Source organism: Rhizobium laguerreae (genome assembly GCF_002008165.1).
In the GTDB taxonomy this organism is placed as follows: Bacteria; Pseudomonadota; Alphaproteobacteria; order Rhizobiales; family Rhizobiaceae; genus Rhizobium; species Rhizobium laguerreae.
On record NZ_MRDM01000032.1, the window covers coordinates 380,734 to 407,273 of the forward strand.

General features: G+C 60.3%; 26 protein-coding genes and 2 pseudogenes. 16 read left to right on the top strand and 12 right to left on the bottom strand.

The window, feature by feature from the left end:
* Nucleotides 1-13: 13 nt before the first annotated feature.
* Both sseA and BS630_RS35775 read left to right on the top strand, forming a co-directional pair.
* Nucleotides 14-883 carry a 3-mercaptopyruvate sulfurtransferase gene (gene sseA / locus BS630_RS35770; RefSeq protein ID WP_077981217.1) on the top strand — a complete coding sequence of 290 codons (870 nt, stop codon included), beginning with the start codon at nucleotides 14-16 and terminating at the stop codon, nucleotides 881-883.
* A gap of 5 nt (nucleotides 884-888) precedes the next feature.
* On the top strand, nucleotides 889-1,449 hold the full coding sequence (locus BS630_RS35775) for a GNAT family N-acetyltransferase (RefSeq protein ID WP_012757173.1): 561 nt from the start codon (nucleotides 889-891) through the stop codon (nucleotides 1,447-1,449).
* Nucleotides 1,450-1,479: 30 nt separating this feature from the next.
* Here the strand turns inward: BS630_RS35775 and BS630_RS37605 are convergent, their stop codons facing one another.
* Nucleotides 1,480-1,716 carry a hypothetical protein gene (locus BS630_RS37605; protein WP_077981218.1) on the bottom strand — a complete coding sequence of 79 codons (237 nt, stop codon included), beginning with the start codon at nucleotides 1,714-1,716 and terminating at the stop codon, nucleotides 1,480-1,482.
* 78 nt (nucleotides 1,717-1,794) lie between these two features.
* On the opposite strand from BS630_RS37605, the gene BS630_RS35785 reads away from it, so the two are divergent.
* Nucleotides 1,795-2,298 (top strand): DUF1203 domain-containing protein, encoded by a 504-nt coding sequence (locus BS630_RS35785; RefSeq protein WP_077981219.1) that lies wholly within the window; start codon nucleotides 1,795-1,797, stop codon nucleotides 2,296-2,298.
* Nucleotides 2,299-2,311: 13 nt separating this feature from the next.
* Here the strand turns inward: BS630_RS35785 and ald are convergent, their stop codons facing one another.
* On the bottom strand, nucleotides 2,312-3,430 hold the full coding sequence (gene ald / locus BS630_RS35790; protein ID WP_077981220.1) for an alanine dehydrogenase: 1,119 nt from the start codon (nucleotides 3,428-3,430) through the stop codon (nucleotides 2,312-2,314).
* Between the two features lie 156 nt (nucleotides 3,431-3,586).
* Between ald and BS630_RS35795 the strand changes: the two genes are divergently transcribed.
* The 3 genes from BS630_RS35795 to BS630_RS35805 all read left to right on the top strand — a co-directional run bounded on the left by BS630_RS35795 (nucleotide 3,587) and on the right by BS630_RS35805 (nucleotide 5,545).
* The gene (locus BS630_RS35795; RefSeq protein ID WP_003538804.1) at nucleotides 3,587-4,048 is read left to right on the top strand and encodes an Lrp/AsnC family transcriptional regulator; all 462 of its coding nucleotides are present in this window, start codon (nucleotides 3,587-3,589) and stop codon (nucleotides 4,046-4,048) included.
* 132 nt (nucleotides 4,049-4,180) lie between these two features.
* Entirely contained in the window at nucleotides 4,181-5,062 is an 882-nt protein-coding gene (locus tag BS630_RS35800; RefSeq protein WP_020049624.1) for a DMT family transporter, read from the top strand.
* Nucleotides 5,063-5,146: 84 nt separating this feature from the next.
* Nucleotides 5,147-5,545: a PilZ domain-containing protein gene (locus BS630_RS35805; protein ID WP_025394218.1), complete on the top strand. Its 399-nt coding sequence runs from the start codon at nucleotides 5,147-5,149 to the stop codon at nucleotides 5,543-5,545.
* Here the strand turns inward: BS630_RS35805 and BS630_RS35810 are convergent.
* A complete protein-coding gene (locus BS630_RS35810; protein WP_077981221.1) occupies nucleotides 5,515-6,234 on the bottom strand; it encodes a hypothetical protein in 720 nt (239 codons plus the stop codon). The genes BS630_RS35805 and BS630_RS35810 overlap by 31 nt on opposite strands.
* Before the next feature lie 178 nt (nucleotides 6,235-6,412).
* On the opposite strand from BS630_RS35810, the gene BS630_RS35815 reads away from it, so the two are divergent.
* On the top strand, nucleotides 6,413-8,401 hold the full coding sequence (locus BS630_RS35815) for a bifunctional 2',3'-cyclic-nucleotide 2'-phosphodiesterase/3'-nucleotidase (RefSeq protein WP_077981222.1): 1,989 nt from the start codon (nucleotides 6,413-6,415) through the stop codon (nucleotides 8,399-8,401).
* A 42-nt stretch (nucleotides 8,402-8,443) separates the two neighbouring features.
* Here BS630_RS35815 and BS630_RS35820 read toward each other — a convergent pair whose 3' ends face one another.
* Complete coding sequence (locus BS630_RS35820; RefSeq protein ID WP_077981223.1) at nucleotides 8,444-9,412, bottom strand: LysR family transcriptional regulator; 969 nt, start codon at nucleotides 9,410-9,412, stop codon at nucleotides 8,444-8,446.
* A 136-nt stretch (nucleotides 9,413-9,548) separates the two neighbouring features.
* Between BS630_RS35820 and BS630_RS35825 the strand changes: the two genes are divergently transcribed.
* On the top strand, nucleotides 9,549-10,163 hold the full coding sequence (locus BS630_RS35825; protein ID WP_077981224.1) for an FMN-dependent NADH-azoreductase: 615 nt from the start codon (nucleotides 9,549-9,551) through the stop codon (nucleotides 10,161-10,163).
* 48 nt (nucleotides 10,164-10,211) lie between these two features.
* On the opposite strand, the pseudogene BS630_RS35830 reads toward BS630_RS35825, so the two are convergent.
* Nucleotides 10,212-10,385, bottom strand: a pseudogene (locus BS630_RS35830) (TetR/AcrR family transcriptional regulator); the annotation flags it as partial.
* A gap of 2 nt (nucleotides 10,386-10,387) precedes the next feature.
* Between BS630_RS35830 and BS630_RS35835 the strand changes: the two are divergent.
* Nucleotides 10,388-10,729, top strand: a pseudogene (locus BS630_RS35835) (SDR family oxidoreductase); the annotation flags it as partial.
* 7 nt (nucleotides 10,730-10,736) lie between these two features.
* On the opposite strand, the gene BS630_RS35840 reads toward BS630_RS35835, so the two are convergent.
* The 3 genes from BS630_RS35840 to ilvA all read right to left on the bottom strand — a co-directional run bounded on the left by BS630_RS35840 (nucleotide 10,737) and on the right by ilvA (nucleotide 13,855).
* The gene (locus BS630_RS35840) at nucleotides 10,737-12,005 is read right to left on the bottom strand and encodes a GGDEF domain-containing protein (protein WP_077981225.1); all 1,269 of its coding nucleotides are present in this window, start codon (nucleotides 12,003-12,005) and stop codon (nucleotides 10,737-10,739) included.
* 235 nt (nucleotides 12,006-12,240) lie between these two features.
* A complete protein-coding gene (locus BS630_RS35845; RefSeq protein ID WP_077981226.1) occupies nucleotides 12,241-12,567 on the bottom strand; it encodes an HlyU family transcriptional regulator in 327 nt (108 codons plus the stop codon).
* 37 nt (nucleotides 12,568-12,604) lie between these two features.
* The gene (gene ilvA, locus BS630_RS35850; RefSeq protein WP_077981227.1) at nucleotides 12,605-13,855 is read right to left on the bottom strand and encodes a threonine ammonia-lyase; all 1,251 of its coding nucleotides are present in this window, start codon (nucleotides 13,853-13,855) and stop codon (nucleotides 12,605-12,607) included.
* A gap of 183 nt (nucleotides 13,856-14,038) precedes the next feature.
* Here ilvA and BS630_RS35855 point away from each other — a divergent pair, with 183 nt between their 5' ends.
* Complete coding sequence (locus BS630_RS35855) at nucleotides 14,039-14,413, top strand: VanZ family protein (RefSeq protein ID WP_077981228.1); 375 nt, start codon at nucleotides 14,039-14,041, stop codon at nucleotides 14,411-14,413.
* A gap of 540 nt (nucleotides 14,414-14,953) precedes the next feature.
* Here the strand turns inward: BS630_RS35855 and BS630_RS35860 are convergent.
* The 3 genes from BS630_RS35860 to wrbA form a co-directional block, all read right to left on the bottom strand.
* Nucleotides 14,954-15,280, bottom strand: a complete 327-nt coding sequence (locus tag BS630_RS35860) for a type II toxin-antitoxin system RelE/ParE family toxin (protein ID WP_077981229.1) — start codon at nucleotides 15,278-15,280, stop codon at nucleotides 14,954-14,956.
* Nucleotides 15,267-15,557 (bottom strand): ribbon-helix-helix domain-containing protein, encoded by a 291-nt coding sequence (locus BS630_RS35865; RefSeq protein WP_077981286.1) that lies wholly within the window; start codon nucleotides 15,555-15,557, stop codon nucleotides 15,267-15,269. The genes BS630_RS35860 and BS630_RS35865 overlap by 14 nt, the downstream gene beginning before the upstream one ends.
* A 662-nt stretch (nucleotides 15,558-16,219) precedes the next feature.
* Complete coding sequence (wrbA, locus tag BS630_RS35870; protein ID WP_003538774.1) at nucleotides 16,220-16,816, bottom strand: NAD(P)H:quinone oxidoreductase type IV; 597 nt, start codon at nucleotides 16,814-16,816, stop codon at nucleotides 16,220-16,222.
* A 286-nt stretch (nucleotides 16,817-17,102) separates the two neighbouring features.
* Here wrbA and BS630_RS35875 point away from each other — a divergent pair, with 286 nt between their 5' ends.
* From BS630_RS35875 to BS630_RS35900, 5 genes are all read left to right on the top strand, one after another.
* The gene (locus BS630_RS35875; RefSeq protein ID WP_077981230.1) at nucleotides 17,103-17,879 is read left to right on the top strand and encodes a competence/damage-inducible protein A; all 777 of its coding nucleotides are present in this window, start codon (nucleotides 17,103-17,105) and stop codon (nucleotides 17,877-17,879) included.
* A 109-nt stretch (nucleotides 17,880-17,988) separates the two neighbouring features.
* On the top strand, nucleotides 17,989-18,831 hold the full coding sequence (locus BS630_RS35880) for a universal stress protein (protein WP_077981231.1): 843 nt from the start codon (nucleotides 17,989-17,991) through the stop codon (nucleotides 18,829-18,831).
* Between the two features lie 179 nt (nucleotides 18,832-19,010).
* Nucleotides 19,011-19,505 (top strand): xanthine phosphoribosyltransferase, encoded by a 495-nt coding sequence (gene gpt / locus BS630_RS35885; protein ID WP_011651569.1) that lies wholly within the window; start codon nucleotides 19,011-19,013, stop codon nucleotides 19,503-19,505.
* 296 nt (nucleotides 19,506-19,801) lie between these two features.
* A complete protein-coding gene (locus BS630_RS35890) occupies nucleotides 19,802-20,392 on the top strand; it encodes a hypothetical protein (protein ID WP_077981232.1) in 591 nt (196 codons plus the stop codon).
* A 640-nt stretch (nucleotides 20,393-21,032) separates the two neighbouring features.
* Entirely contained in the window at nucleotides 21,033-24,848 is a 3,816-nt protein-coding gene (locus BS630_RS35900) for a vitamin B12-dependent ribonucleotide reductase (RefSeq protein ID WP_077981287.1), read from the top strand.
* 510 nt (nucleotides 24,849-25,358) lie between these two features.
* Here the strand turns inward: BS630_RS35900 and BS630_RS35905 are convergent.
* Nucleotides 25,359-25,949 (bottom strand): Spy/CpxP family protein refolding chaperone, encoded by a 591-nt coding sequence (locus BS630_RS35905; protein ID WP_245310624.1) that lies wholly within the window; start codon nucleotides 25,947-25,949, stop codon nucleotides 25,359-25,361.
* Here BS630_RS35905 and BS630_RS35910 point away from each other — a divergent pair.
* Nucleotides 25,936-26,502 carry a Crp/Fnr family transcriptional regulator gene (locus BS630_RS35910; RefSeq protein ID WP_231285330.1) on the top strand — a complete coding sequence of 189 codons (567 nt, stop codon included), beginning with the start codon at nucleotides 25,936-25,938 and terminating at the stop codon, nucleotides 26,500-26,502. The two genes, BS630_RS35905 and BS630_RS35910, sit on opposite strands and share 14 nt — an antisense overlap.
* The last annotated feature ends 38 nt before the right edge of the window (nucleotides 26,503-26,540 follow it).

Sequence of the window (26,540 nt, forward strand, 5' to 3'; positions counted from 1 at the left end):
AAGGGAGACCATAATGAGTGAGACCAAGAGCCGTTTCGTCGTTTCGGCCGACTGGCTGCAGTCCGAGCTCGGCAAAGCTGACCTGCGCGTGCTGGACGCTTCCTTCTATCTGCCCGCGCAGAAGCGCGATGCCGATGCCGAATATGCAGCCGGCCATATTCCCGGCGCTATCCGCTTCGACCAAGACAAGATCGCCGACCATTCAACGTCGCTGCCGCACACGATCCCCTCGCCCGATTATTTCGCCGCCGAAGTCGGCCGGCTCGGCATCAGCAAGAATGATCGGATCGTCGTCTATGACGGAATCGGCCTGTTCGCCTCGCCGCGCGTCTGGTGGCTGTTCCGGGTGATGGGCGCGAAAAATGTCTTCGTGCTCGATGGCGGTCTCGACGGCTGGAAGGCAGAAGGCCGTCCGCTTGAAGCCGAAGCGCCCAATCCTGCGCCGGCGACCTTCACGCCTGACTTCGACGAAAGCCGCGTGGTGACGTTCGATACGATGCGCGATATCGTCTCCAGTGGCGCGATGCAGATCGCCGATGCCCGCAGCGCCGGCCGCTTCGCCGCCGTCGAACCCGAGCCGCGTGCCGGCATGCGCTCCGGCCATATGCCTGGCGCCCGCAACCTGCCCTCCGGCGTCTTCGCCAGCCAGGGCCGTTTCAAGTCGCTGCCGGAACTCAGGCAGACGATCGAGGATGCCGGTATCGATCTTTCAAAGCCTGTCGTCACCTCCTGCGGCTCGGGAATCACCGCCGCGATCATCACGCTGGCGCTGGAATCGCTCGGCCACAACGACAATAAGCTTTATGACGGGTCGTGGAGCGAATGGGGCAGCCGTGACGATACGCCCATCGTCACCGGTCCGCCGACGCAGGCCAAAGTCTGATCGCCATGGGAAAGGCACCCGCTTCGCTGAAAGCTCACATCACCCGGCTCGAAATGACGGCGCCGCCGAAGGCGAGCATGCCGGTGCCCGTCAATATCCAGACGGCGATCATGCGCGCTCCCGAGATCCCATTGCCCTTCTACCGCTATCTCTACCGGCAGGTGGGCGCGCGCTGGCAATGGGTGGACCGGTTGCGCATGAGCGACGAGCAGCTTGCCGAAACGCTGAACGACAAGCGCAACAATATCAGCGTTCTCTACGTGAACGGTGCGCCGGCCGGCTTCTACGAATATTTCTGCGAAGACGAGGATATGATCGAGCTCAGCCATTTCGGCCTGATCGAACATGCACTCGGTCTCGGCATCGGCAAATGGTTCCTGCTGCAGGCGCTCTATGCTATCTGGTCGCTCAATCCCAAACGAGTCACCACCACCACCAACAATCTCGACCATCCGCGTGCGCTGCAGCTCTACCAGATGTACGGCTTCTCCCCCGTTTCGACCGGCACCGGCATCGTCCGGCCGCTCAGCGACAAGGAGCTTCTGGAGATTGCGCGGAAAAGCTGACGGATGCCTTCCTGACGTAAGCAGAGCTGATTAACGCTGCGTCAGGCTGTTCGGGCGGCGCGGATCGTTGCGGCGCTCGAAATCGAGCGTGCGCCCCGATTGCTCCTTCAGTTCCGCCACTTCCCGCCGCAGGGCTCTCAGCTCTTCCAGTATTTCCACATTCTGTTGCGCCAGCAGCGCGAGATCAACGTCGGCCAAGGGTTTTTCCTTTCGCCTTACAGAGTACGGACAGAAGATACGCCGCTTTTCGCTTTTCGGCGATCTCATATCCAGATGCAGGCAAGAAACGGGTGGCTTGCGCGTTCGTCCAGGTGCAAATCATGGCAATCACAAAGGAGATTTGCCATGACCGCCATTCGTTTTGTCGCCATGCCGACGACCGACGCCGAATACCTCTGGAACGGCGGCCGCGACGCCTATGACAGGCTGCCCGAGACGATCGTTTCCGATGGTCCCGGTCATCCCTGCCGCCATTGCCTCGAAAATATCGATGCGGGCGAGGCGTTGCTGGTCTTCGCCTACCGGCCCTTCCCCGAGCTGCAGCCCTATGCCGAAACCGGCCCGGTCTTCCTGCACAAGCAACCTTGTGCACGCTATGCCGCCGAAGAGATCATGCCGCCGGTGCTGACGACGAGCCGTGACTTCATCGTCCGCGGCTATAACGAAAATGACCGCATCGTCTACGGCACCGGCGCGGTGACTGCTATCGGCGATATTCCAGCCTATGGCGAAGAACTGCTGGGACGATCTGATATCGCCTATGTGCATGTGCGCTCCGCGCGCAACAACTGCTTCCAATGCCGAATCGACAAGGTAAAGGCGCCGGCCCTGGTGGAGACCGGCGCCTAACCTAGAGTATAGCTTACGCTACGTTCAGCACGCTTTCCGGCGCAAAGGCTTCGTAGCCCAGCGCGTCGGCGACCGGTTTGCTGGTGATGCGGCCTTTGTGGACGTTGAGGCCGTTCCTCAGATGCCTGTCTTCGGCGATGGCGCGCAGGCCGCGATCGGCAAGCGCCAGGCCATGAACCAATGTGGCATTGTTCAGCGCGTGCGCCGAGGTGACCGGCACGGCGCCCGGCATGTTGGCAACGCAATAATGCACGACGCCGTCGACTTCATAGGTCGGATCGGAATGGGTCGTCGCATGCGAGGTCTCGAAGCAGCCGCCCTGGTCGATGGCGACGTCAACGATGACGGAGCCCTTCTTCATGCCGGACAGCATCTCGCGGGTGACGAGTTTCGGAGCGGCAGCGCCGGGGATCAGTACGGCGCCGATAATGAGATCGGCCGAGAAGACTTCCTCCTCCAGCGCCTGGATGCTGGAATAACGCGTGTGGATGCGGCCTGCGAAGATATCGTCGAGCTGGCGCAGCCGCGGCAGCGACTTGTCGAGGATGCTGACATCGGCGCCAAGGCCGGCAGCCATCCTGGCAGCATGCAGGCCGACGACGCCGCCGCCGATAACCGCGACCTTGGCCGGCAGCACGCCGGGCACGCCGCCGAGCAGGACGCCGAGGCCGCCATTGGCCTTCTGCAGGGCGGTCGCTCCTGCCTGGATCGACAGGCGTCCGGCGACCTCCGACATCGGCGCCAGCAACGGCAGGCCACCGCGTTCGTCGGTCACCGTCTCATAGGCGATCGCGGTGACGCCGGAGGCGATGAGGCCTTTGGTCTGTTCGGGATCCGGCGCCAAGTGCAGATAGGTGTAGAGAAGCTGGCCGTCACGGAGCTGCGCCCATTCGGCGGGCTGCGGCTCCTTCACCTTGGCGATCATGTCGCACTTTTCGAAGATATCTTTGGCGGAGGCGGCGATCTTGGCGCCAGCCGCGGCATAGGCGGCATCATCAGCGCCGATGCCGACGCCCGCCTTGGTCTCCACCCAAACCTCGTGGCCGTGGGCTACATATTCGCGCACCGAAGCCGGCGTCAGGCCGACGCGATATTCATGATTCTTGATTTCCTTCGGGCAACCGACACGCATGCGCGTTCCTCTCATTTTATCTCCGCGGCCGCGGATTTTTTCAGATGAGGAATCCAACCATCAAGGCGGTGAAATGTCCTTGCAAAGACGATTTGCGAAGACGCAATTTTTCGGCGATTATTGCGCTTCTCCTATCTTTCTTCGAAGGTTCTTCGAATGGCCGATCTCGACACCATCGATCTTGCGATTCTCCGGGCATTGCAGGCAAACGCCCGCATCACCAATGCCGAGCTTGCCGAAAGGATCGGATTGTCGCCTTCGGCCTGTTCGCGCCGGCTCGACATCTTGGAAAGAAGCGGCGTCATCGGCGGCTACCATGCGCGGCTTTCACACAAGGCGCTCGACTACAAGATGATCGCCATCGTGCATATCTCACTCTCCGGCCAGTTCGCCAAGACGCTGGCGGAATTCGAGGCAGCGGTGAAGCTCTGCCCGAACGTGCTCGTCTGCTACCTGATGTCGGGCGAATACGACTATATCTTGCGCGTCGCCGCCCGCGACCTCGAGGACTATGAGCGCATCCACCGCGACTGGCTGTCGGCCCTGCCCCACGTCGTCAAGATCAATTCGAGCTTCGCGCTCAGAGAAATCATCGACAAGCCGAATGTCGGCCTTTGAGGCCTTGCATCTTTGCCGAAAGCCTGCCCAGACTTGCGATGCGCGCAGGCGTTTCCCCACTACAGCGCCGCACGTCTTTTCAGACGCGCAGAGGACGCTGTAACACCTTAGACTTCTGCGTAATGGCAAATCATGACATCGAAGACCCAAGGCTATATTTTCGCGCTGCTGGCGATCACCATATTCTCCCTGCAGGATGCCATCTCGAAACATCTGGCGACGGCTTATCCGCCAATCTTCGTGACGATGATCCGCTACTGGGCCTTTGCGCTTTTCACGATTATCCTCGCCTCGAAGATGCGCGGCGGCATCAAGGCGACGGCCCGCACCAAACGCCCTCTCCTGCAGGTGACCCGCGGCGTGCTGCTTGCGGTCCAGGTGGTACTGGCCATCACCTGTTTTGCGATGATCGGTCTTGCCCGTTCACAGGCGATCTTTTCCGCGACGCCGATCCTGATCGCGCTGCTGGCGATGCCGATCCTCGGCGAGCGGGTCGGCTGGCGGCGGTGGGCGGCGATCGGCGCCGGACTTTTCGGGGTGCTGCTGATCCTGAAGCCGGAAGGCGAATTTTTCGACGTGAAACTGCTTCTCGCCGTCATTTCCTGCTTCAACTTCGCCTTCTACGTTATCGCCACTCGTCTGGTCAGCCGCGACGATTCGTCGATGACCAGCTTCTTCTATACCGGCGTCGTCGGCGGCGTCACCATGACGCTCATCGGACCGTTCTACTGGAGCTGGATGTCGCCGGGTGACTGGGGCTGGATGGCGCTCGTCTGCGTCACCAGCATTTCCAGCCATTATTTCCTGATCCGCGCCTATGATGTTCTCGATGCCGCCGCCGTCCAGCCGCTGACCTATCTGTCACTTGTCTACGCCTCGGTCATCGGCATGGCGGTCTATGACGAAACGCTCAGTCTCAACACGATCATCGGTTCGATCATTGTGGTTGCCGCCGGCATTTTCACGGTCTGGCGCGAGCATGTGGTCGGAAGCAGGGCCACTGCCGCCAATTGATGTTTCACTGCAATTTTAGCCAAGCCCCTAAAACCATTTCAATTTTCCGGCGCTATGCTCCCTCGCTATACCAAAGGAGACAGTATGACCCGCAACTTGAAAATCACGGCCCGGAAGACTGATCGGAAAAACTGCCGCGTGTTCGGCCATGTCAAATACCTGAACAGCCAGGTCGATGCCCGCTTCCTCGACCTATCGCTGACCGGTGCCGCCCTGGAGATGAAGGGGCCGCTCCATGCCGCTTCCGGCAGCAAGGTACGCATCGAGGCCGAAAACCTCGGGCTGCTTGAAGGCATCATCCGCTGGAAGCACAATGGCCGCGTCGGCATCCAGTTCGACGTGAATTCGAACGCGCGGGCGCAAATCTCCTCCTATTTCCGCTTTTTCCATAAGGAAGTGCGGCCCGTGCTGGCGACCCGCCCGCTGGCCATATCAGGCGCTAACCGGATGCCTCATTTGGCAACGTCGACGCTGAAGTCGTAAGGCTGCACCGCTTTTGCGCCGAAGGAGCGGCTGAGATCGTTCCAGTAGCTGCGGTTGACGTTGACGTCGAGGGTGACCGAACCTTGCGTCTGCGGCAGCCTGCCGAGGTCCCTGACGTCGACGGTGGCGGTATTGGCGTTGGCGCCGGACAGCAGGATAGTTTCCGTGCCGAGCGGCACGTTGACCGCGCCGGGCGCCTGGCTGCTGGAGAGCGGCTCGCTTGATATGATCTGGCCGTCTCCGCCGAGGAACTTGATATCGCAGGTCTGGCATTCGCCCTGCGTCCAGCCGGGATTGACCTTCAACTCGACCCGCGGCGGCAGGGAGCGAGTGCCGTCCTGAGCATGGGCGACGCCGACGATGCCGAACAGGCTGGCGGCCGAGCTGACCTCGATCGGCCTCGGGTTGGCTGCACTCCCCTGTGCAGCGGCCATGATGAGAGCCGGTGCGCCGATGCCAAGAAGAAGCGCCTTCTGCAACTGCTGTTCGCGATAGATCAGGGCGATAGCGCCGCCGATAATGAAGAAGACGACGATGGCTGCAAGCGCGCAGGCAACCGAGATCCAAGGGTTTGCCGTCGTCGTCAGCCATTTCTCCACATCGCCGCTGTAGAGCGCCTGCGCCTTGTCGACCAGACTGGGTGCGATGCCTCCGAAACCTCCGACCAAAGCGATAACGACCTTGTTCATAATGCCATCTCCCCAATGGTTCCAGCTATTACCACTGTACCATAAATTGCATTTCACGACCATGCCGCTTTCCCGCTGGATTGTTTTGCCGTTCTGTCATTTTCACGGTGTACTCCTCGGCAAATCGTCCTAATTCTGACGGGCCGGACGATGCATGATCGCTATTAGGAGAATTTCCATGTCTTCCATTTTCGATGTTGGCGCGATGAGCCGCCGTTCCCTGCTCGGCGGCCTCGCCGCCACTTCCGCCCTGGTGCTGCTGCACCCTTTCAGCGCGCGCGCCAGCGCCAACCAGGCCCATCTCAGGCTGATGGAAACGACCGACATTCACGTCAACGTCTTCCCCTATGACTATTATGCCGACAAGCCGAATGACACGATGGGCCTGTCGCGCACCGGGACGATTATCGACGCGATCCGCGCAGAGGCCGTCAACTCGCTGCTGATCGACAATGGCGACGTGCTGCAGGGCAATCCGATGGGCGATTACATGGCCTATCAGCACGGCATGAAGGACGGCGACGTCCATCCGGTGATCAAGGCGATGAACACGCTCGGCTATACGGTCGGCACGCTCGGCAATCACGAGTTCAACTACGGCCTCGACTTCATGTTCAAGGTCCTAGCAGGCGCGAACTTCCCCTTCGTCTGCGCCAACCTGACCAAGGGCCAGCTCGCCTCGGACCCGAAGCAGGACGATCTCTTCTTCAAGCCCTACATCATCGTCGAAAAGCAGATCAAGGATGGCGCCGGCAATGAGAGCCCCGTCAAGATCGGCTTCATCGGCTTCGTACCGCCGCAGATCATGCTCTGGGACATCAAGAACCTCGAAGGCAAGGCACAGACGCGCGACATCGTCGAGGCCGCCAAGGCCTGGGTTCCCGCCATGAAGGAAGCCGGCGCCGATATCGTCATTGCGCTCTCGCATTCCGGCATCGACGGCAGCGCACCGTCCGAAAAGATGGAGAACGCCTCGCTGCATCTCGCCGCCGTCGACGGGATCGACGCGATCTTCACCGGCCACCAGCACCTCGTCTTCCCCGGCCCGAAGAGCTGGGACGGTGTGGCCAATGCCGACCCCGTCAAGGGCACGCTGCACGGCAAGCCCGCCGTGATGGCCGGCTTCTGGGGCTCACATCTCGGCCTTATCGACCTGCTGCTCGAAAAGGACGGCAATAGCTGGAAGATCGTCGATTTCACCTCGGAAGCACGGCCGATCTTCCATCGCGACGACAAGAAGAAGGTGGTTGCCGACTACGCCGACAAGAAGGAAGTGGTCGACGCCGCCAAGGCCGAGCATGAGGCGACGCTTGCCTATGTCCGCACCCCGGTCGGCAAAACCTCCGCACCGCTCTACTCCTACTTCGCGCTGGTTGCCGACGATCCCTCGGTACAGGTCGTCAGCCAAGCCCAGACCTGGTACATCAAGCAGATGCTCGCCGACACCGAGTTCAAGGATCTGTCGGTGCTTTCGGCGGCGGCCCCCTTCAAGGCCGGCGGTCGCGGCGGCGCCGACTACTATACCGATGTTCCGGCCGGCGATATCGCCATCAAGAACGTCGCCGACCTCTATCTTTACCCGAACACAGTGCGGGCCGTTGCCATTACCGGCGCCCAGGTGAAGAACTGGCTCGAAATGTCGGCCGGCATGTTCAACCACATCGGGGCCGGCTCGAAGGATGCGGCGCTGCTCAACAATGATTTTCCGTCCTACAATTTCGACGTCATCGACGGGGTGACCTACCAGATCGACCTGTCGCAGCCGCCGAAGTATGATTCGTCCGGCAAGCCGATCAATCCGGACGCCAACCGCATCCAGAACCTCGCCTTCAACGGCAAGCCGATCGACCCGGCCCAGAAGTTCGTCGTCGTCTCGAATAACTACCGCGCCGGCGGCGGCGGCAATTTCCCTGAGATAACCGCGGACAAGGTGATCTTCCAGGCGCCGGATACCAACCGCGACGTCATCGTCCGCTATGTCCATGATCAAGGCACGATCAATCCGTCTGCCGACGCAAACTGGACCTTCAAGCCGCTCCCCGGTACGACCGTGACCTTCGAAAGCGGCCCGAAGGCGAAACAGTTCCTCGCCGAGGTCAAGAGCGTCAAGATCGAGGATGCCGGCGAAGGGGCCGACGGTTTCTCAAAATTCAGGCTGGTTCTTTAAGCGGAAGACAATATCAGCGAAGGCGCGGCACCCGCGCCTTCGTCATTCGGCCGCGAGCGCCGTACCAGCTTCCTGGAGTTCCGCTATCTGAGCATGGAAATCGGCTTGGCTCGGGCAGGCGGAAAGCCGCGTGCGGAACGCTTCGATCATCCAGGTGGCGGCAGGTCCGGGCGGGTTGGCGAGTTGGCGCACCGAATATATGGGATACTCCCCCTGTTCGTAGGCATCCAGATCGAGATGAACGAGCCTGCCGCTCGTCAGATCGTCATGAATCACGGAAGCCGGAAGGCCGCCCCAGCCAAGGCCGGCCGTGATGAGCTGGTGCTTCGTCGCAATATCGCTGACGCGCCATGTCTTGTAGGAGAGAACGTTGAAATCGCGCCCCTTCGTCCGTCCCGACGCATCGGTGACGACGAGTTGCACTTCCTCGCGCACGTCGCCGAGCGTCAGCGGCCGGCCGATTCCGGCAAGCGGGTGGTTATGCGCGGCAACCGGCAACATGAAGGAATGACCGATACGCTCCGTGACAATCGAATCGTCCTGCTTGACGACCGCGCCGCCAATCCCGATCGTCGCCTTGCCGCTGAGGACGAGATCCATGACCATTCCGAGCTCGCCGACATTGAGGCTTAAAGAAACGGATGGAAACATCTCGCGGAATTCGCGGAGGACGTCCACCAGGGCTCGCGAAGGCACCATGACGCTGATGGCGACGGAAACCTCCGCTTCGAGCCCTTCCCTCAGGCTCTTGACGCGCGCCCGCATGACTTGCAGGTCGCCCAGAATGCGTCGCGCATCCTCAAGCATCGCCTTGCCCGCCTCCGTCAGCTTCGGCTGACGCGCGCCGGAACGCTCGAAAAGGGGTACTTCGAGCTGCGCCTCTAGATTGGCGATCGTATAGCTCACGACCGACTGTGCACGGTTCAGCGCCCGCGAAGCGGCCGAGAAGCTGCCGGTCTCGGCAACGGTCAGAAACACCTGCAATTGGTCCAGAGTGGGGTTTGGCAGCATCTTCTATCCATTCCATCGATGGTTTCGATCGACATTATCACCGTTTTTTCGATAGCAGGCCAGACCTATTTTCCTCATCGAGACTGCGGCTCACCTCCCAAAGGGCCGTCAAATCCCATTCGAAAGGAAATGCACCATGTCGTCCATCCTTCTTCTGACGTCCAGCCCGCGCGCCGAATCACTCTCGACGCCGATCGCCGTCGATCTCGCTGAAAAGCTGAAGAGCCAGAATCCGGGCAGCGTCGTCGTTCGCCGCGACCTGGCCGCCAACCCGCTGCCGCATATCGATGACCTCTTCACCGGCGCGATCCGCAAGCCGGCCGAAGCCCGCACCGCTGAGGAAACGGCAGCCGTCAAAACCTCCGACGAGCTTGTCAACGAGCTGCTCGCAGCCGACACGATCGTCATCAGCACCGGCCTCATCAATTTCAACATCTATTCGTCGCTGAAGACATGGATCGACAACGTCGCCCGCGCCGGCCTGACCTTCAAGTACACGGAAAGCGGCCCGGTCGGCCTGGCAACCGGCAAGAAGGTTTATGTCGTGCTCGCCTCGGGCGGCGTCTACTCGCAGGGCCCGGCCGCTCCCCTGAACCATGCCGTGCCGTATCTGAAGTCGGTTCTCGGCTTCCTCGGCATCAGCGATATCGAGACGATCTATGTCGAAGGCCTGGCCTTTGGTCCGGAAGCTGCCGAAAAGGCGATCGACGCCGCCAAGTCGCGCGTCCAGGAAATCGCGCTGGCCGCCTGATCGGCTCCTAACGCTTCACGCAACGGCCGGCCCTTCGCCGGCCGCATTTCATTTGTCGATATCGGCGACAAAATCCCGCACCGTCGCCAGGATTTCGGCCGAGAGTTCCTCGTCGGAGGAAATCCTGGCAAGGCCGACGCCGCCGGCCATCATCGCGAAGGCCATGATCGCCTTGCGCCGCCTTTCTCCTTCGTCCGCTCCCGCTGCCTTGCTCGCCAATGACCTGGGCGGCCTATGCGGCGACCAAGGCGGCGGTCCGGGCGATGACGCGCAATATGGCATCCGAGCTCGCGCCGCGCGGCATCCGCGTCAATCAGGTAACGCCCGGCGGCACCAAGACGCCGATCTGGTCGCCGATGGCCCAGACGGAAGACGCGATGTCGGCGCTCGAAGCGCGCATCGGCGGCATGAGCCCGCTCGGCCGCATGAGCGAAGCCGACGAAATCGCCAAGGCGGCGCTCTATCTGGCCTCGGATGATGCGGCCAATGTCACCGGGATCGAGATCGCCGTCGACGGCGGCATGACGAGCGCGCCATCCGGCGCCAAGATCTTCCGCGCTGCCTGAATGAGTTTCAGCTGAGCTTGACAACAGAGCGGCCGACGACGCAGTTGCGGCCGCTCTTCTTGGCTGCGTAGAGCCTGCCGTCGGCAGCCGTCAGCACGGCGGTGAAATCAACGCCGTCCTCGTCGGCGGTCGCAACGCCGATACTGACCGTGACCGGCCTGTCATCCGGCGTCTTGACGCTGGTTGCGATCGTCCAGCGCAGGCGCTCGGCAAGCAGCAAACCTTCCTCGTGGTCGGTGCCCGGGCAGACGGCAACGAATTCCTCGCCGCCGAAGCGGAAGACGCGGTCGCTCGAACGCAACGTCGTGCCCAATCGGGCGGCGATCGCCTTCAGCACCTCGTCGCCCTGGAGATGGCCGTAGCCGTCGTTGACATCCTTGAAGTGATCGGCGTCGAGAATGAGAACGGTGGCGTATAGCCCCTGCTTCAGCGCCTCGCGCAGCATCAGCGGCGCTTCAACCTCCATGCGCGTCCGATCATAGACGCCGGTGAGCATATCGCGGCCGGTGCGTTCCAGAAGATCGTTGTAGCGCTCGCGGAACGTCAGGTCGCCGAACACGTCGCTGATCGAACGTGCGGACCCGGCTGCTCCGCCGCGGCGAATTCGATATTCATAGAATGCGAACATCGCCGCGTAGAGGCAGACGGCAAGCATTTTCGCCTTCCACCCGCCCCAGAATGCGGCGATCGGCACATCCAGAAAATAATGCAGCGCGGCGAAGAAGCCGATCTGGTCGAAGGTCAGCAGCACGAAGCCCGAAATCAGGAAACGCAGGACGACGCGGCGGCGGAAGAAATCGCCGAGTTTTTCGTAAAGCAGGATGATGCCGAGCGAATCGACATAGAGCAGCGCCGTGCCCCAGACCATCAGCCAGCCCATCTCCTTGAGGAAATCGACGTCGGGCGTGTGGTTCGTCGACATCTGCAGCGGCTGGTGCAGCTGCAGCACCCAGGCGATGCCGACGGTGAGCAGGTTGCCGAGAAACAGGCCGTAGATCGGCTGGCGCACCGTCGCGGCATCCTCCTGCAGGTAAAGCATCAGGATCATCATCAGCTTGCCGGAGAAGAAGACGGATGAGCCCGGCGACACATCCCCGAACGGCAGCGAGACATAGAAGACCGCCGCCAGATAGGTCTCCATGAAATGCATGACGCCGAGCGCCGTCAGGAAAACCCCGAGACCAAGCCGGTGACGGAAATGCAGAAGCGTCACCATCAGCACGAAATAGGCGATGGCTTCGACGACGAAGAGAGCGAGGTTGAGTGTCTCCATTATGAGACCTCGGCTCCGGACGTTCGGCCTCCTGCTGGCGCGGCGATCGCGACAGCGAATCCTTTGGTCAATCGTCCGAAACAGTCAAACACGGGGGTGTCCTGCAAATCCTGCAGGCGATACCTTTCACCGCAATCCTTTAAGATTGCGTGAGTGAGAAGGCTCGCACCGGAGGGCACACGGGTCACACACAGGAATAGTTGCAGCCGGTATCAAGGACCTATGCCCCGATCCCGATTCAGACCTGACGAAGCTTCTCGCCGTCGCCAAAGAGCGACGAACCATGCTGATCGATAATCTGCTGCGCTTTGCGCACGGTGCATTCGATCGCGTCATCGGAGGAGGAAAACAGATCGGCGCGGATGAAATTGCGCACCAGCACCTCGTCGCCAATCTTCTTTTCGATCCGGCCGGCAAGACGATACTGACCGCCTTCCTTGCGCGGCTCGGCATAGATCGTGCAATCGCCGTAAAGCTGCGGCTCGCCGGAAGGGCCTGCCGCCTCCGCAGCCGGTTTGCCGCCGCCAGAGAACATCGAAAAGATATTTGAAATGAACGAAGCCATGCTCCGCCTTTAGCACGGCGATATCGCTGTCGCCAAGTCAAATGATCAGATTGGCGAGGATCTCGTTTTCGGTGATATCCTCGTAACCCATGCCGGCTGCTTCGAAATTTCCGATCAGCCGGGCGAAGTTCTCCGGCGCCTTGGTTTCGATGCCAATCAGGATCGAGCCGAAGTTACGCGCCGATTTCTTCAGATATTCGAAACGGGCGATATCGTCGTCGGGGCCGAGCAGATTGAGGAAATCCCGAAGCGCGCCCGGGCGCTGGGCGAGCCGCAGGATGAAGTATTTCTTCAGCCCTGCGTAACGCATGGCTCTTTCCTTTACGTCAGGCAGACGCTCGAAATCGAAATTGCCGCCGGAGACGACGGCGACGATGGTCTTGCCGCGGATCGCCTGGCCGTCCATCGCGGCGATCGCCGTCAGCGACAAGGCACCGGCCGGCTCCAGCACGACGCCCTCGACATTCAGCATCTCCTGAATGGTGACGCAGATGGCGTTCTCCGGCATCAGTTGCACTTGGCTTGCCGGGAAATCGCGAAGAGCCGCAAAATTCAGGTCGCCGATGCGGGCGACGGCAGCGCCATCGACGAAATTGTCGACCTTGGCAAGCGTCGTGACCTTGCCCGCCTCGATGCTGCGCTTAAGGCTCGGCGCGCCGGCGGGCTCGGTGAAGACGAAAGCAGATTTCGGCACGGTGCCGTCGAGATAACCGGTAATGCCGGCGGCCAGTCCGCCGCCGCCAACCGGCAGGACGACCATGTCGGGCACGGTTCCTTCCGGCAACTGCTGCATGATTTCGGCGGCGACGGTTGCCTGGCCCTCGATGATGTCGGCGTGGTCGAAGGGCGGCACCATGACGCCACCGACCGCCTCCACATGTTCGCGGGCGGCCTGGTAGCACTGGTCGAAGAAGTCGCCGAACAGCCGGATGGTGATGAATTCGGCGCCGAACATGCGGGTTTTGTCGATCTTCTGCTGCGGTGTCGTCACCGGCATGAAGACGACGCCCGGAACGCCGAAATGGCGGCAGACGAAAGCAAAGCCCTGGGCGTGGTTGCCGGCCGAGGCGCAGACGAAGGTCTTGCCGGCGGCCCCCTGCCCGATCGCCTTGCGGAAGAAATTGAAGGCGCCGCGGATCTTGTAGGAACGCACCGGCGACAGATCCTCGCGCTTCAGCCAGATATCGGCCCCGTAGCGCGCCGACAGATGATCATTGAGCTGCAGCGGCGTTGCCGGAAACAGGCTGCGCATTGCCTCTTCGGCGCTTTCGACATCAAGTCTCGTCACGGGCGTGGTCCATTCTCATGATTAGCCATCGCCGCTATGGCATAGGCCGACCGGCAAAAGAAAGCCCGTTTCGGCCATTTCCGGTTCCCGACCGGGAAAGTCTTTCTTAAGCCAATCGTAAAATTGACGGCAGATAAACTGATTTTTACTGTCAATGAAAATGCAGGCCACTAATATCAAGCCATGATGATCTTCAAATTTGCAAGGCCGCTCGCCTGGCTGCTGCTCGCCCTCATCCTCTTCGTCACGATTTCGCCAATCGGGCTGAGGCCGGAAACGGTCACGACGGTCGACACCGACCGCGGGGGCGCCTATGTTCTCGTTGGCCTCGCCTTCGCTCTCGCCTATCCCAAACAGTGGAAGATGGTGGCGGTGCTGCTGATTGCCGGTGCAGTCGCCATCGAATATCTGCAGTATCTCACACCAACACGCCATCCACGCCTGCACGATGCCGGCATCAAGGCCGCCGGCGCAGCCCTCGGGCTGCTGGCTGGCTGGCTGATCAACAGGTGGCGCGAGACCAAAGCGCCAGACACGCTTCCGCTCACGGAGCGATGATCACTATCAGGAACCGTACATAATCCCGAAAATCGAATTCGGGATCTGCCCAGGGATCGAAAGTAATAGAGCGTCCTTAGCGCGTCTTCTTAGACGCGCTAAGGACGCTCTAGAAACCGCGCAAATGCATTGCCCAGAAGAACAGCGGTATCGCGGCTATCGCAGTCCCCAGAACAAGTGCGACACTGGTCTTGAAGATGCGGATGCGCCGAACCTTAGTCCCACTCCAATCGTAAACCATCGTCTTACTCCCACAAGACAACCCTTACTCAACTGTCGCGGCGCAATCGTTACGCCGGAAATTCCTTTGTCAAGCGATAACTTGCTTTTATGCACAATATACAAGCAGATTCAATACGGGCATATTCGAACAGGATTATGAAAGTGGTGCGGGCGACGGAGGCGAACCGGTACAGCCAAGGCCGAAATTTTAAAGCCACCGCCACTACCGCATCGAGCAGGGGCAACCCCTTCGACTTCTCGGATACCGACGCCAAGGCGCTGGAAGAATGGCTCGAGCCGAGACCGTTCCAAAGCCCGTTAGGATTCATCCTCGTCATCGCGCGCCCGAAACAGGGCCTCATAGTCTCTGCCGCCGTAGAACACATTGACGATCTCAACCGCGTCGGTGACGTGATAGGCGATCACGGCGGAATGCTCAAACGGTACCGTTCGCAAGCCGGGCGCCAGATCATCCCGAGGACGACCGCCGTTCGGTGCATCGCCGATTTTGTGGCACCTCGCCATGAGGCGCTTCACGAAGCCATTGGCAATGACGTGGCTTCGACTCATATCGGCAACGTCGATATAAATTTGGCAAAGGTCGCTCAGTGCCTCAGGCCGATAGATGACCTTAGCGCGCCGCATTGCGGGACGCTTTTTCCTGACCTTTCATGAAGCGGTCCATTTCCACTTCCGCCTCTTCTGCTGTCAAACTCGGGCGCGGATCATCAAGGGAACGGCGAATACGAGCTCGCATCGCGTTGAGGCGTTCGGCATCCTCGAGCCGCAGGCGTTGCCACACCCGCACCGCATCCCGCATCGCCTCACTCGTGGTCGCAAATTCACCGGCCTCGACCGTATCGCGAACGCTCCGCAGCATATCGGCCGTGAGGGTAATGGTCACCTTTTCCGCGTTTCGCATCGTCATCCAATTTCCTTGGCTTCTTATAAAGTATGATAAAATCATATTTTATACCAGAAAAATTGCGATGCCATCCGCATCAAAAGCGATGGTGACGAACAACTCTCGGGATCTACGGCAATTTGCGTGATGGGCTGTGCCGAGATCGTTGGATGGCCTTATTTCCCTGATCATGCTGCAAATACCTTCAACAACCGGTGGATAGCAGTTGAGAATACCGTCTCTCTTTGTTAGCAGAGGGAACCACGCGGACGTGGTGGAATCGGTAGACACAAGGGACTTAAACAAAATTGAGTGCACCGGCGGAAACGCTGGCTGTAGAACTGCTCAAAGTCGGGGAAACCTGTCAGATGGCAATCCCGAGCCAAGCCCCGCCAGGGGAAGGTGTAGAGACTAGACGGGCAGCACCTAAGGCAAACGCTAGGGTGAAGGTATAGTCCAGACCACAAACGCCGAAAGGCGGCGGCGAAAGCCGTAGCGGTAAGAAAATCCCTCGGCTTAGGCTATGCGGGTTCGACCCCCGCCGTCCGCACCAGCCTTCGATCTGTGAGCTTCGACTCGGCGAGCCGAAGAGAGCAGCCAGTCGCCCGGCCAGTCGGGCGGCAAGAAAAGGCGCGGCGAGCCCCATACCCGCCGCGCCTTCATGATTTCAGCGTCAAAGATCAGGCGAGCTTGGCAGCCAGCTTGGCGACGTGGGCGCCCTGGTATTTCGCGCCTTCCAGCTCGATCTCGGAAGGCTGGCGCGAGCCGTCGCCGTTGGTGATGGTGGAAGCGCCGTAAGGCGAGCCGCCCTTGACTTCCTCGGTGCCCATCTGGCCCTGGAAGGCATAAGGCAGGCCGGCAACGACCATGCCCTGGTGCAGGAAGGTCGGGATGAAGCCGAGGATGGTTGATTCCTGGCCGCCATGCTGGGTGGCCGAAGAGGTGAAGACCGAACCGAGCTTGCCGACGAGTTTGCCGGCGAACCAGAGGCCACCCGTCTGATCCCAGAAATTGCGCATCTGCGAGGCGACCGTGCCGAAGCGGGTGCCGGCGCCGACAATGATCGCGTCATAGTCCGCCAGTTCGTCGACGGTGGCGATCGGAGCCGCCTGGTCGACCTTGTAATAGGAAGCCTTGGCGACGTCTTCCGGAACCAGTTCCGGAACGCGCTTGACGGTGACCTCGGCGCCGGCCGACTTCGCGCCTTCGGCGACCGCATAGGCCATGGTTTCGATATGGCCGTAAGCCGAATAATAAAGGACGAGAACCTTCGCCATCTTCTATCTTCCTTGAAACATCGGGTTGAATTTCGTGCCCGACGCGATTTCTATCAGCGCGCCTGGGCGAACACAGCCCTGCCCTCAAGGACTCAGTGTTCACCACCCGGAGACGAAAATTCGCTTGCGGTTTTCATTTCGGCAAAAATGACGCATCGCCCGAGTTAAAGAGTTAGCGCATGATGTCGTCCGAAAACCGACTGCACTTTTCGGCATCATGCTCTGGTGTTTGCAAAGCGAGCGAACGGCGCTACCTATTCCCCAGCCTCACATCACGGAACATCCCATGAGCCAAGACATCGTCGTCACCGCCGCCATGCTCGCCATCGGCGACGAACTTCTCTCCGGCCGCACCAAGGATAAAAATATCGGCCATCTCGCCGATTTGCTGACGCTTTCCGGCATCGATCTCAAGGAGGTGCGCATCGTCGCCGACGACGAGGAGGCGATCGTCGAGGCGCTGAACGCGCTTCGCGGCAAATATGATTACGTCTTCACCTCAGGCGGCATCGGGCCGACGCATGACGACATCACCGCCGACGCCATTTCCAAGGCGTTCGGCGTGCCCTGCGAATACGACGAAGCGGCAATGACGCTGCTTGCCGAGATGTACCGGCGCCGCGAGATGGAATTCACCGAGGCGCGCCAGCGCATGGCGCGTATGCCGCGAGGGGCTGTGCATATCGCCAATCCGGTCTCGACCGCGCCAGGCTTCATCATCGGCAATGTCCATGTGATGGCCGGCGTGCCGCAGGTCTTCCAGGCGATGGTCGACAATGTGCTGCCGATGCTTCGAACCGGCACGCCGGTGCTTTCGCTCGCTATCGCCTGCCCTTACGGCGAAGGCGAGATCGGCACGCCCTTGACCGCGATCCAGAAGGCACATCCGGACACCAGCATAGGTTCCTACCCGCGCTATATCGGCCAGAAATTTTCGACCGAGATCGTCGTACGCGGCCGCTCGCAGGCGGCAATCGATGCGGCCGGCGCCGAGGTGCAGGCGATGATCGACGCCATCCGCCAAAGGAAGGATATCGCCGAAAACCATTCCGCCGAGGCTTGAGGGCAACGCCGGAACTCAAAGCCCATCCTTGATCCCGCTCAAGGAACAGGAGAACGGTCCGGCGCATTCCTTCCCTCGCGCAAACCATTTCAGCGCAAGGAGAATTGATATGTCTTACAAAACCATTCTCGCCATTCTCGATACATCGGACAATAGCGGCGCGGTTGCCGATTTCGCCTTTGCCATCGCCGCTGAAAGCGGCGCCCATGTGATCGGCTTGCATGCCGAAATCATCTCCGCCGTGCCGCTGGTGGCGCCGATGGAAATCCCCGATCCCGTTGCCGTGCAGGCGCTGCAGGACATGGCGCATAGCGAAACGATTGCCGTCGAGCGCATCTTCAGGGCGAAAGCGGAGGCGGCTGGCGCCTCCTTCGAATGGCGCAGCTTTGCCACATCAACAGGATACGGCTCCGCACCGCTGATCGAAAGTGCGCGCAGCGCCGACCTCCTGATCGCCTCGCAGGCCGACCCGGCCAGACCTTCCGACAGCCACGTCGACGTCGACAGTTTCCTTTTCGAAACCGGCCGGCCGGTGCTGATGATCCCCTATATCATTCGCCAGCCGAAGCCGATCAAGCGCGTGCTGATCGCCTGGAACGGATCGAAAGAGGCGGCGCGCGCGACCTTCGACGCGCTGCCGATTCTGAAGGCGGCTGACGAGGTGGAGATCTTTTCGGTCGATCCGGCCGACACGGCGCTGCAATCGCCGCTGACCGCCGGCGCCGACATCGCCGCGACGCTGGCGCGTCATGGCGTGAAGACGACGCTTTCGACGGCTCAAAGTGTGGACAAAAGCGCGTCCCATGTCATCGAGAACCGGCTTTCGGACAACAGTATCGATCTTCTCGTCATGGGCGCCTATACGCATTCCTGGCTCTGGCAGATGATCTTCGGCGGCACGACGAAGACCTTGCTGCAATCGATGACGGCGCTGACCCTGTTATCGCGTTGATGGGCTGCTCTTGCCTTTTGCCGGCAAATCCCGCTAATTGCGGCGACCGATGACAGCTTCGAGCCTCGGCCCATCTCGCGCAGTTCCGGCTGCGCGATTTGCGTTTTGCCAATCGCCGCTTCAAGCCCATCCGGTCGCCGGCAAACGGCGTGTCGTTTTTCATGCCGCGGAGCAGCCCGATGTCCCTTCCCGATAAAGCCTTTCCCGTTTCCTGGGATCAGTTCCACCGCGATGCGCGCGCCCTTGCCTGGCGGCTTGCCGGCTTGAATCAGACGTTCAAGGCGATCGTCTGCATCACCCGCGGGGGCCTCGTTCCGGCCGCGATCATCTCGCGCGAACTGAACATCCGGCTGATCGAGACCGTCTGCGTCGCTTCCTATCATGACTATGTGAACCAGGGCGACATGGTGCTGCTCAAGGGAATAGCGCCCGAACTTATGGAGAATGGCGGCGAAACCGTGCTGGTCGTCGATGATCTGACAGACACCGGTAAGACCGCCGCACAGGTGCGCACCATGCTGCCGAGAGCACATTTCGCCTGCGTCTACGCCAAGCCGAAAGGCGTGCCGACCGTCGACACCTTCATCACCGAGGTGAGCCAGGATACCTGGATCTACTTCCCGTGGGACATGGGCTTCACCTATCAGGAGCCGATCGCCAAGGGTGCCGGCTGATCGCCACCAATCAAAGCGCGCCACCCTCGTGTTTACCACTTGAAATTGTTCCAGATTTTGTCGGCGAGGTTTGCTGAATCCGCTATCGGGATCTGCACATCTATTTTATCTTATTCGCATAAACACTGCATAATTCCTTAAATCGGAATCGATTTAAGGATAAAATTACGCAGCAATTCAAAGTGTTACAGGGTCCTTAGCGCGTCTAAAGAAGACGCGCGGCGCTGTAAGTAGCTGCGAATCGTGTCAAATTGCACTTAAAGCGCGCAGCGAACAATACGGTATAGGGAAGCAAGATGGCGCGGTGGGGGCATATAGGAGCGGTTGTGACCGTCGGGCTGGCGGCCTTTCTGTTGCCGCTGGCGCCTATCCGCGCTGAGCCTGCCTACATTCCCCTCGTGCGGGACTATGTCGAGAAACGGATCCGGCCCATAGTGGAAACGCCGTTGGTGCTGAAAGCCATTGCCGAGCAGAACGCGAAATTCGGCAATGTCAGCGAAATGGATATGCTGGTGCTCGATGAGACCTATCGGTCGGAGGTTAATCAGCACCAACTGCAGATGGTCAAGCTGCTGCTCGACAAAACCGTGTCGCATTACCTGAGGGAAAAACAGAACGCCTCGCAGGGCGCGGTTCTCGAATTTTTCGTCACGGATTCGCACGGACTGAATGTCGGGCAGAGCACCATCACCGCCGACTATTGGCAGGGCGACGAGGAGAAATATCTCAGAACCTTCGCCAACGGCTCCCGCGAGATCTTCATCGATCGGGCGGAACGCAATGAATCCAGCCAAAATCTCGAGACGCAGGCGAGCTTCGTCGTCATGGACGAAGAGAACAGGCCGATCGGTGTCGCCATCGTCACGATCGCCATCGATGCGCTCTAACAGCATGTCGCGCAAAAGTTTGTGGTTTTGCGATAAGGACGCGCTTTAGGAGTGCGGATTTTACCCGGCGAATCGGCATGCCCATTTGCGCCGGAAATGCCATCACAAGATTTGCCGCAGGATGCTTTTTTGCCGTTCCATGGTTTTCCTTAGCCGGCAACGCCTGCAAGCCATTGTAATATCAGCGCTCCCCGGCTTTCCCCAATCTCCACAGGCGCATCCACAACATGTTGTGGTTAGCAATCAATTAAAAGCCAGCCCTTGACGGAATCAGCTGTTTCAAACTTTACTGCTTCTGATGTTGCGGCGGCGACAGGACCGGAGGTAACGAGCCCGGTTCCCTATTGAAAATTAGGACGCGGAATCAGGGCGATGGACCGGGAGCGGTTCAGGCCCGACAGGATTTTTGCGCGGTTTTCAGCCTCCAAAAATAGTGACATTGGGACTGGCGATAATAAGCTGTTAATACTATATTTAGCGTTTGCAGCCACCATCACCACAAGATACAGGAAGGACATCTCCGGATGACACCCCTGTCACAATACGGAAACGAGACTGGCTGCGCGACGACAAAGTGCCGCCGGATAGGAATTTTGCGCCTGAGGTCGTGGGGACCGGGCGCCAACGCGAGGTCAAGACAATGCGCATCGAACGTCGTTTCACGAAGGCCGGCCAAGGCGCCTATGCGGATATCGAATTCCGCAAGGCGACGAGCGAGATCAAGAACCCTGACGGTTCGGTCGTGTTCCGCCTCGAGAATATCGATGTTCCCGCGCAGTTCTCCCAGGTCGCGACCGACGTGCTGGCGCAGAAGTATTTCCGCAAGGCCGGCGTTCCCACACGGCTGAAAAAGGTCGAGGAAAACGATGTTCCTTCCTTCCTGTGGCGCTCCGTTCCCGACGATGCTGCGCTGAAGAACCTGCCGAAGGACGAGCAGACCGGCTCGGAAATCGATGCGCGCCAGGTCTTCGACCGTCTTGCCGGCACCTGGACCTATTGGGGCTGGAAGGGCGGCTATTTCTCCTCCGAGGAAGATGCCTCGGCCTTCAAGGACGAGCTTGCCTATATGCTCGCCACCCAGCGCGTCGCCCCGAACTCGCCGCAGTGGTTCAACACCGGCCTGCACTGGGCCTACGGCATTGACGGCCCCGGCCAGGGCCATTTCTACGTCGATCCCTTCACCGGCAAGCTGACCAAGTCCAAGTCGGCCTACGAACACCCGCAGCCGCATGCCTGCTTCATCCAGTCGGTCGAGGACGATCTCGTCAATGAAGGCGGCATCATGGACCTCTGGGTGCGTGAAGCGCGCCTGTTCAAATACGGCTCCGGCACCGGCTCCAACTTCTCGATGCTGCGCGGCGAAGGCGAAAAGCTTTCCGGCGGCGGCCGCTCCTCCGGCCTGATGAGCTTCCTGAAGATCGGCGACCGTGCCGCCGGCGCCATCAAATCGGGCGGCACGACGCGACGCGCCGCCAAGATGGTGGTCGTCGACATCGACCATCCGGATATCGAGGAATACATCAACTGGAAGGTCAAGGAAGAGCAGAAGGTCGCGGCTCTCGTCACCGGCTCGAAGGTTGTCGCCAAGCATCTCAAGGCGATCATGAAGGCCTGCTTCAATTGCGAAGGCGGCGACAATGGCGATTGTTACGACCCCAACAAGAACCCTGCCCTGAAGCGCGAAATCCGCGCCGCCAAGAAGGACCAGGTTCCCGAGAACTACGTCCAACGCGTCATCCAGTTCGCCCGCCAGGGCTATAAGGACCTCCAATTCAAGACCTACGACACGGATTGGGATTCGGAAGCCTACCTCACGGTATCCGGCCAGAACTCCAACAACTCCGTCTCGATCAAGGACGACTTCCTGCGCGCCGTCGAGAATGACGGCGAATGGAACCTGACCGCCCGCAAGGACGGCCGGGTGATGAAGACGCTGAAGGCCCGCGATCTCTGGGAAACCATTTCCTACGCTGCCTGGGCCTCGGCCGATCCCGGCATTCACTTCAACACGACGATGAACGACTGGCACACTTCGCCGGCCGGCGGCCCGATCCGCGGCTCGAACCCGTGCTCGGAATATATGTTCCTCGACGACACCGCCTGCAACCTTGCCTCGCTGAACCTGCTGCAGTTCAAGGACAAGGCCACCAAGCGCATCAACATCGCCGATTACGAACATGCGGTTCGCCTCTGGACCGTCGTGCTCGAAGTCTCGGTCATGATGGCGCAGTTCCCGTCGAAGCGCATCGCCGAACTCTCCTACGAATACCGCACGCTCGGCCTCGGCTACGCCAATATCGGCGGCCTGCTGATGTCGACAGGCATTCCCTACGACTCCGCTGAAGCCCGCGCCATTGCCGGTTCGCTGACCGCGATCATGACCGGCATCTGCTACGCGACCTCGGCCGAAATGGCTGCCGAGCTCGGTCCGTTCCCGAACTTCGCGCCGAACCGCGAGAGCATGCTCAAGGTCATTCGCAACCATCGCCGTGCCGCGCATGGCGAGAGCTCCGGCTATGAGGCGCTGTCGATCAACCCGGTCGCGCTGATCCATTCGGAAAACCCGGACCAGGATCTCGTCGCCCACGCCAAATCGGCCTGGGACAAGGCGCTCGAGCTCGGTGAACAGCATGGCTATCGCAATGCCCAGGTCTCGGTCATCGCGCCCACCGGCACGATCGGTCTCGTCATGGATTGCGACACGACAGGCATCGAGCCCGACTTCGCCCTCGTTAAGTTCAAGAAGCTCGCCGGCGGCGGCTATTTCAAGATCATCAACCGCGCCGTGCCCGACGCGCTGCGCACGCTCGGCTATTCGGAAAGCCAGATCGCCGAGATCGAGGCCTATGCCGTCGGCCACGGCAACCTGAACCAGGCACCGGCCATCAATCCGTCGACGCTGAAGACCAAGGGCTTCACCGACGAGAAGGTGGAAGCCGTCAACGCCGCGCTGAAGAGCGCTTTCGACATCAAGTTCGTCTTCAACCAGTGGACGCTCGGCGCCGACTTCCTGAAGGAGACGCTGAAGGTTTCCGACGAACAGCTCGGCGACATGAGCTTCAGCCTGCTCGACCATATCGGCTTCTCGAAGAAGGACATCGAAGCCGCCAACATCCATGTCTGCGGTGCGATGACGCTGGAAGGCGCGCCCTTCCTCAAGAATGAGCACCTGCCGGTCTTCGATTGCGCCAATCCCTGCGGCAAGATCGGCAAGCGCTACCTCTCGGTGGAAAGCCATATCCGGATGATGGCGGCTGCCCAGCCCTTCATCTCAGGCGCGATTTCCAAGACGATCAACATGCCGAACGAGGCGACCGTCGAGGATTGCAAGAACGCCTACATGCTCTCCTGGAAGCTTGGCCTCAAGGCCAACGCGCTTTATCGCGACGGCTCGAAACTGTCGCAGCCGCTGAATTCCTCGCTGATCGAAGACGAGGACGACGAGGATGCGCTGGAGGAACTGCTGCAGGCGCCGCTGGCCGCCCAGGCCGTCACCATCACCGAAAAGATCATCGAGCGGGTGGTCGAACGAGTTTCGCGCGAACGTGAGAAGCTGCCGAACCGCCGCCAGGGCTATACCCAGAAGGCCGCCGTCGGCGGACATAAGGTCTATCTGCGGACCGGCGAATTCGGCGACGGCCGCATCGGCGAGATCTTCATCGACATGCACAAGGAAGGCGCTGCCTTCCGTGCGATGATGAACAATTTCGCCATCGCCATCTCGCTCGGCCTGCAATATGGCGTGCCGCTCGAGGAATATGTCGAGGCCTTCACCTTCACCAAGTTCGAGCCGGCCGGCATGGTCATCGGCAATGACGCGATCAAGAACGCCACGTCGATCCTCGACTATGTCTTCCGCGAACTTGCCGTCTCTTATCTCGGCCGCCATGACCTGGCGCATGTCGATACGTCGGATTTCTCGAACACGGCACTCGGCAAGGGCATCCAGGAAGGCAAGACCAACCTGCTCTCCACCGGCTGGACCCGCGGCTACAAGCCAACGCTGGTGCCCGGCACCGGCGGCGAACGCCAGGCAGGCGAACCCAAGGGTGCGGCCACCGCCGCCCCTGCCCGCGCCGCTTCCACCGGCACCGTGACCGCTTTTGCCGGTGCGGCTGCCCGCAAGCTGGAGCCGACGGTCGCCATAGCCACCTCCGAAATCGTCGCCTTCAAGCGCGATTACGAGGAGCGCGCCAAGGAACTGGCGGAAGAGATCGCCGAAGAGGTGACCGAGGAACTCACCAGCGACGCAACGGCCTTGTTCTCAGACAAGGCAGCAGCTGACGCGGCAACGGCAAAATCCGAAGCCAAGAAGCGCGAAGCCGAACGCCGCCAACGCTCGATCATGCAGGGCTATACCGGCAACATGTGCTCGGAGTGCCAGAACTTCACGATGGTGCGGAATGGCACCTGCGAGAAGTGCGACACGTGTGGTGCTACGAGCGGGTGCAGCTGAGTAGGCTCACGTGAGAAACCTGTAGGCAGCCAGTCATTTTGACCGGCAGCCATCTAATTGACGCAGTTAAAATTCCCGCTCGACGCCTAGCGCCAGAGCGGGATGAAATACAAAGAAAACATCGATCTGCATCGTCAGGAATAGAAACTCAGACCAAAATTAAACCGTATGTTTCGGAGATGTAACGATAGGCTTGATTAAAGCTATGCTTTTTAGCAACAAGCTTTGACCTTTAGGCGAGGGACGTCGGCCGCATGTTTAAATGGCCGACGTCTTCCCGTGGGAGCCGGTCGTGTCCGGGACCGAGAACCGTGCCTGTTCCAAGATCACTGTTGTTCGACGGCTTCGTTTTCGCGGGAAATGAAGGATGCGCTCTCGTGACTTGGAGGGGCCAACCGCCAGGCCACGGTGATCGCGGCGGCCGTCGTCGCCTTCCTCGCAGCCATCGTTCGTCACGCGCTCCTGCGTGGCTAAAAGCCGTGTGCCGTCGCGCCTGCTTCCGCCTGACGGCTATTTCGAATAGCCGCGCTCTTTGCCGTAGGCGGCGATCTGGCCGGCGTCGAGAAGCTGAGTCACCTCGAGATGCGCCGCAAGGTGAATGAACCTCAGCCGTGATCGGCTCGCCTCGGCAGTGGCGACCAAGTCGCGAAGTTCGGATTCTGTAATGGCCCTGCTCCTGAACGCTGCGTCGAGCTTCCGCTCGATCTCGACGAAAACCTTCCCCTCTTCCGACGCCCGAGCCTGCATGAGGTCGAAAGCCTCCTGCACTTTCAGGAGCTGATCGTCCGTTAGGCCTAGTCGGTCCTTCATCTGAAGCACATGCGAAGGACCGGGGTAGCCGTTGAGCTCCGCCGGCTTCGCAAAGCCCCAACCACCCCCTCTGGTCAGTTCGTCGACATCCGTTTCCGACAAGGATTTGATATCCCGCGCCGCCTCCTGCGCATAGGGGATGTCGCGTGATGCGCTCCCTCGGCCGAGGCCTGTGTCGAGAGAACGGCGAATGTAATGCCGACGAGTAGGGATTTCATCGATTACGTTCCAGTTGAGAATGTAACCGCCACCATTGCTTGTCGTCCACGTGTCGGACATGATCGAAATCATGTCCGACACCCTCATGGATTACATTCGCGGCCTCTCGACCAGAAGAAAGACTTTCGGCGCAGGCCAGGATCTCTTCAACCAAGGCGACGACGTGGAAAGCCTGTATCTCGTGGAGGTGGGCGTCGTTCATCTCGTTCGGCATCAGGCCAACGGAAACATTGCGGTGCTGCAGCGGGCGTCGTCGGGAGTGATCCTCGCGGAAGCCTCGGTCTTCTCCAGCGTCTACCATTGCGACGCCGTCGCGGTGGCCGACGTGAGCGCGACCTCGGTGCCAGTCCAATTGATCAGACGCGCGCTGCGCAGCAATTCGGACTTCGCCGAAGGCTGGGCGTCCTACCTTTCCAATCAGCTACAGCAGACAAGGAAGCGCGCGGAGATTGCCAGTCTGAAGACCGTCGCCGCTCGTCTTGAATCCTGGCTTGCTTGGAACGATGGCGGGCTGCCGTCGAAAGGAGAGTGGAAGGCGCTGGCGGACGACATCGGCGTGTCGCCGGAAGCGCTGTATCGGGAGCTGTCCAAACGGAGAATTTCTTTCGTGCGGAATGGGACTTGACCTTCCCATGGTTGGAAGCCCCATATCCGGGCGGTCAA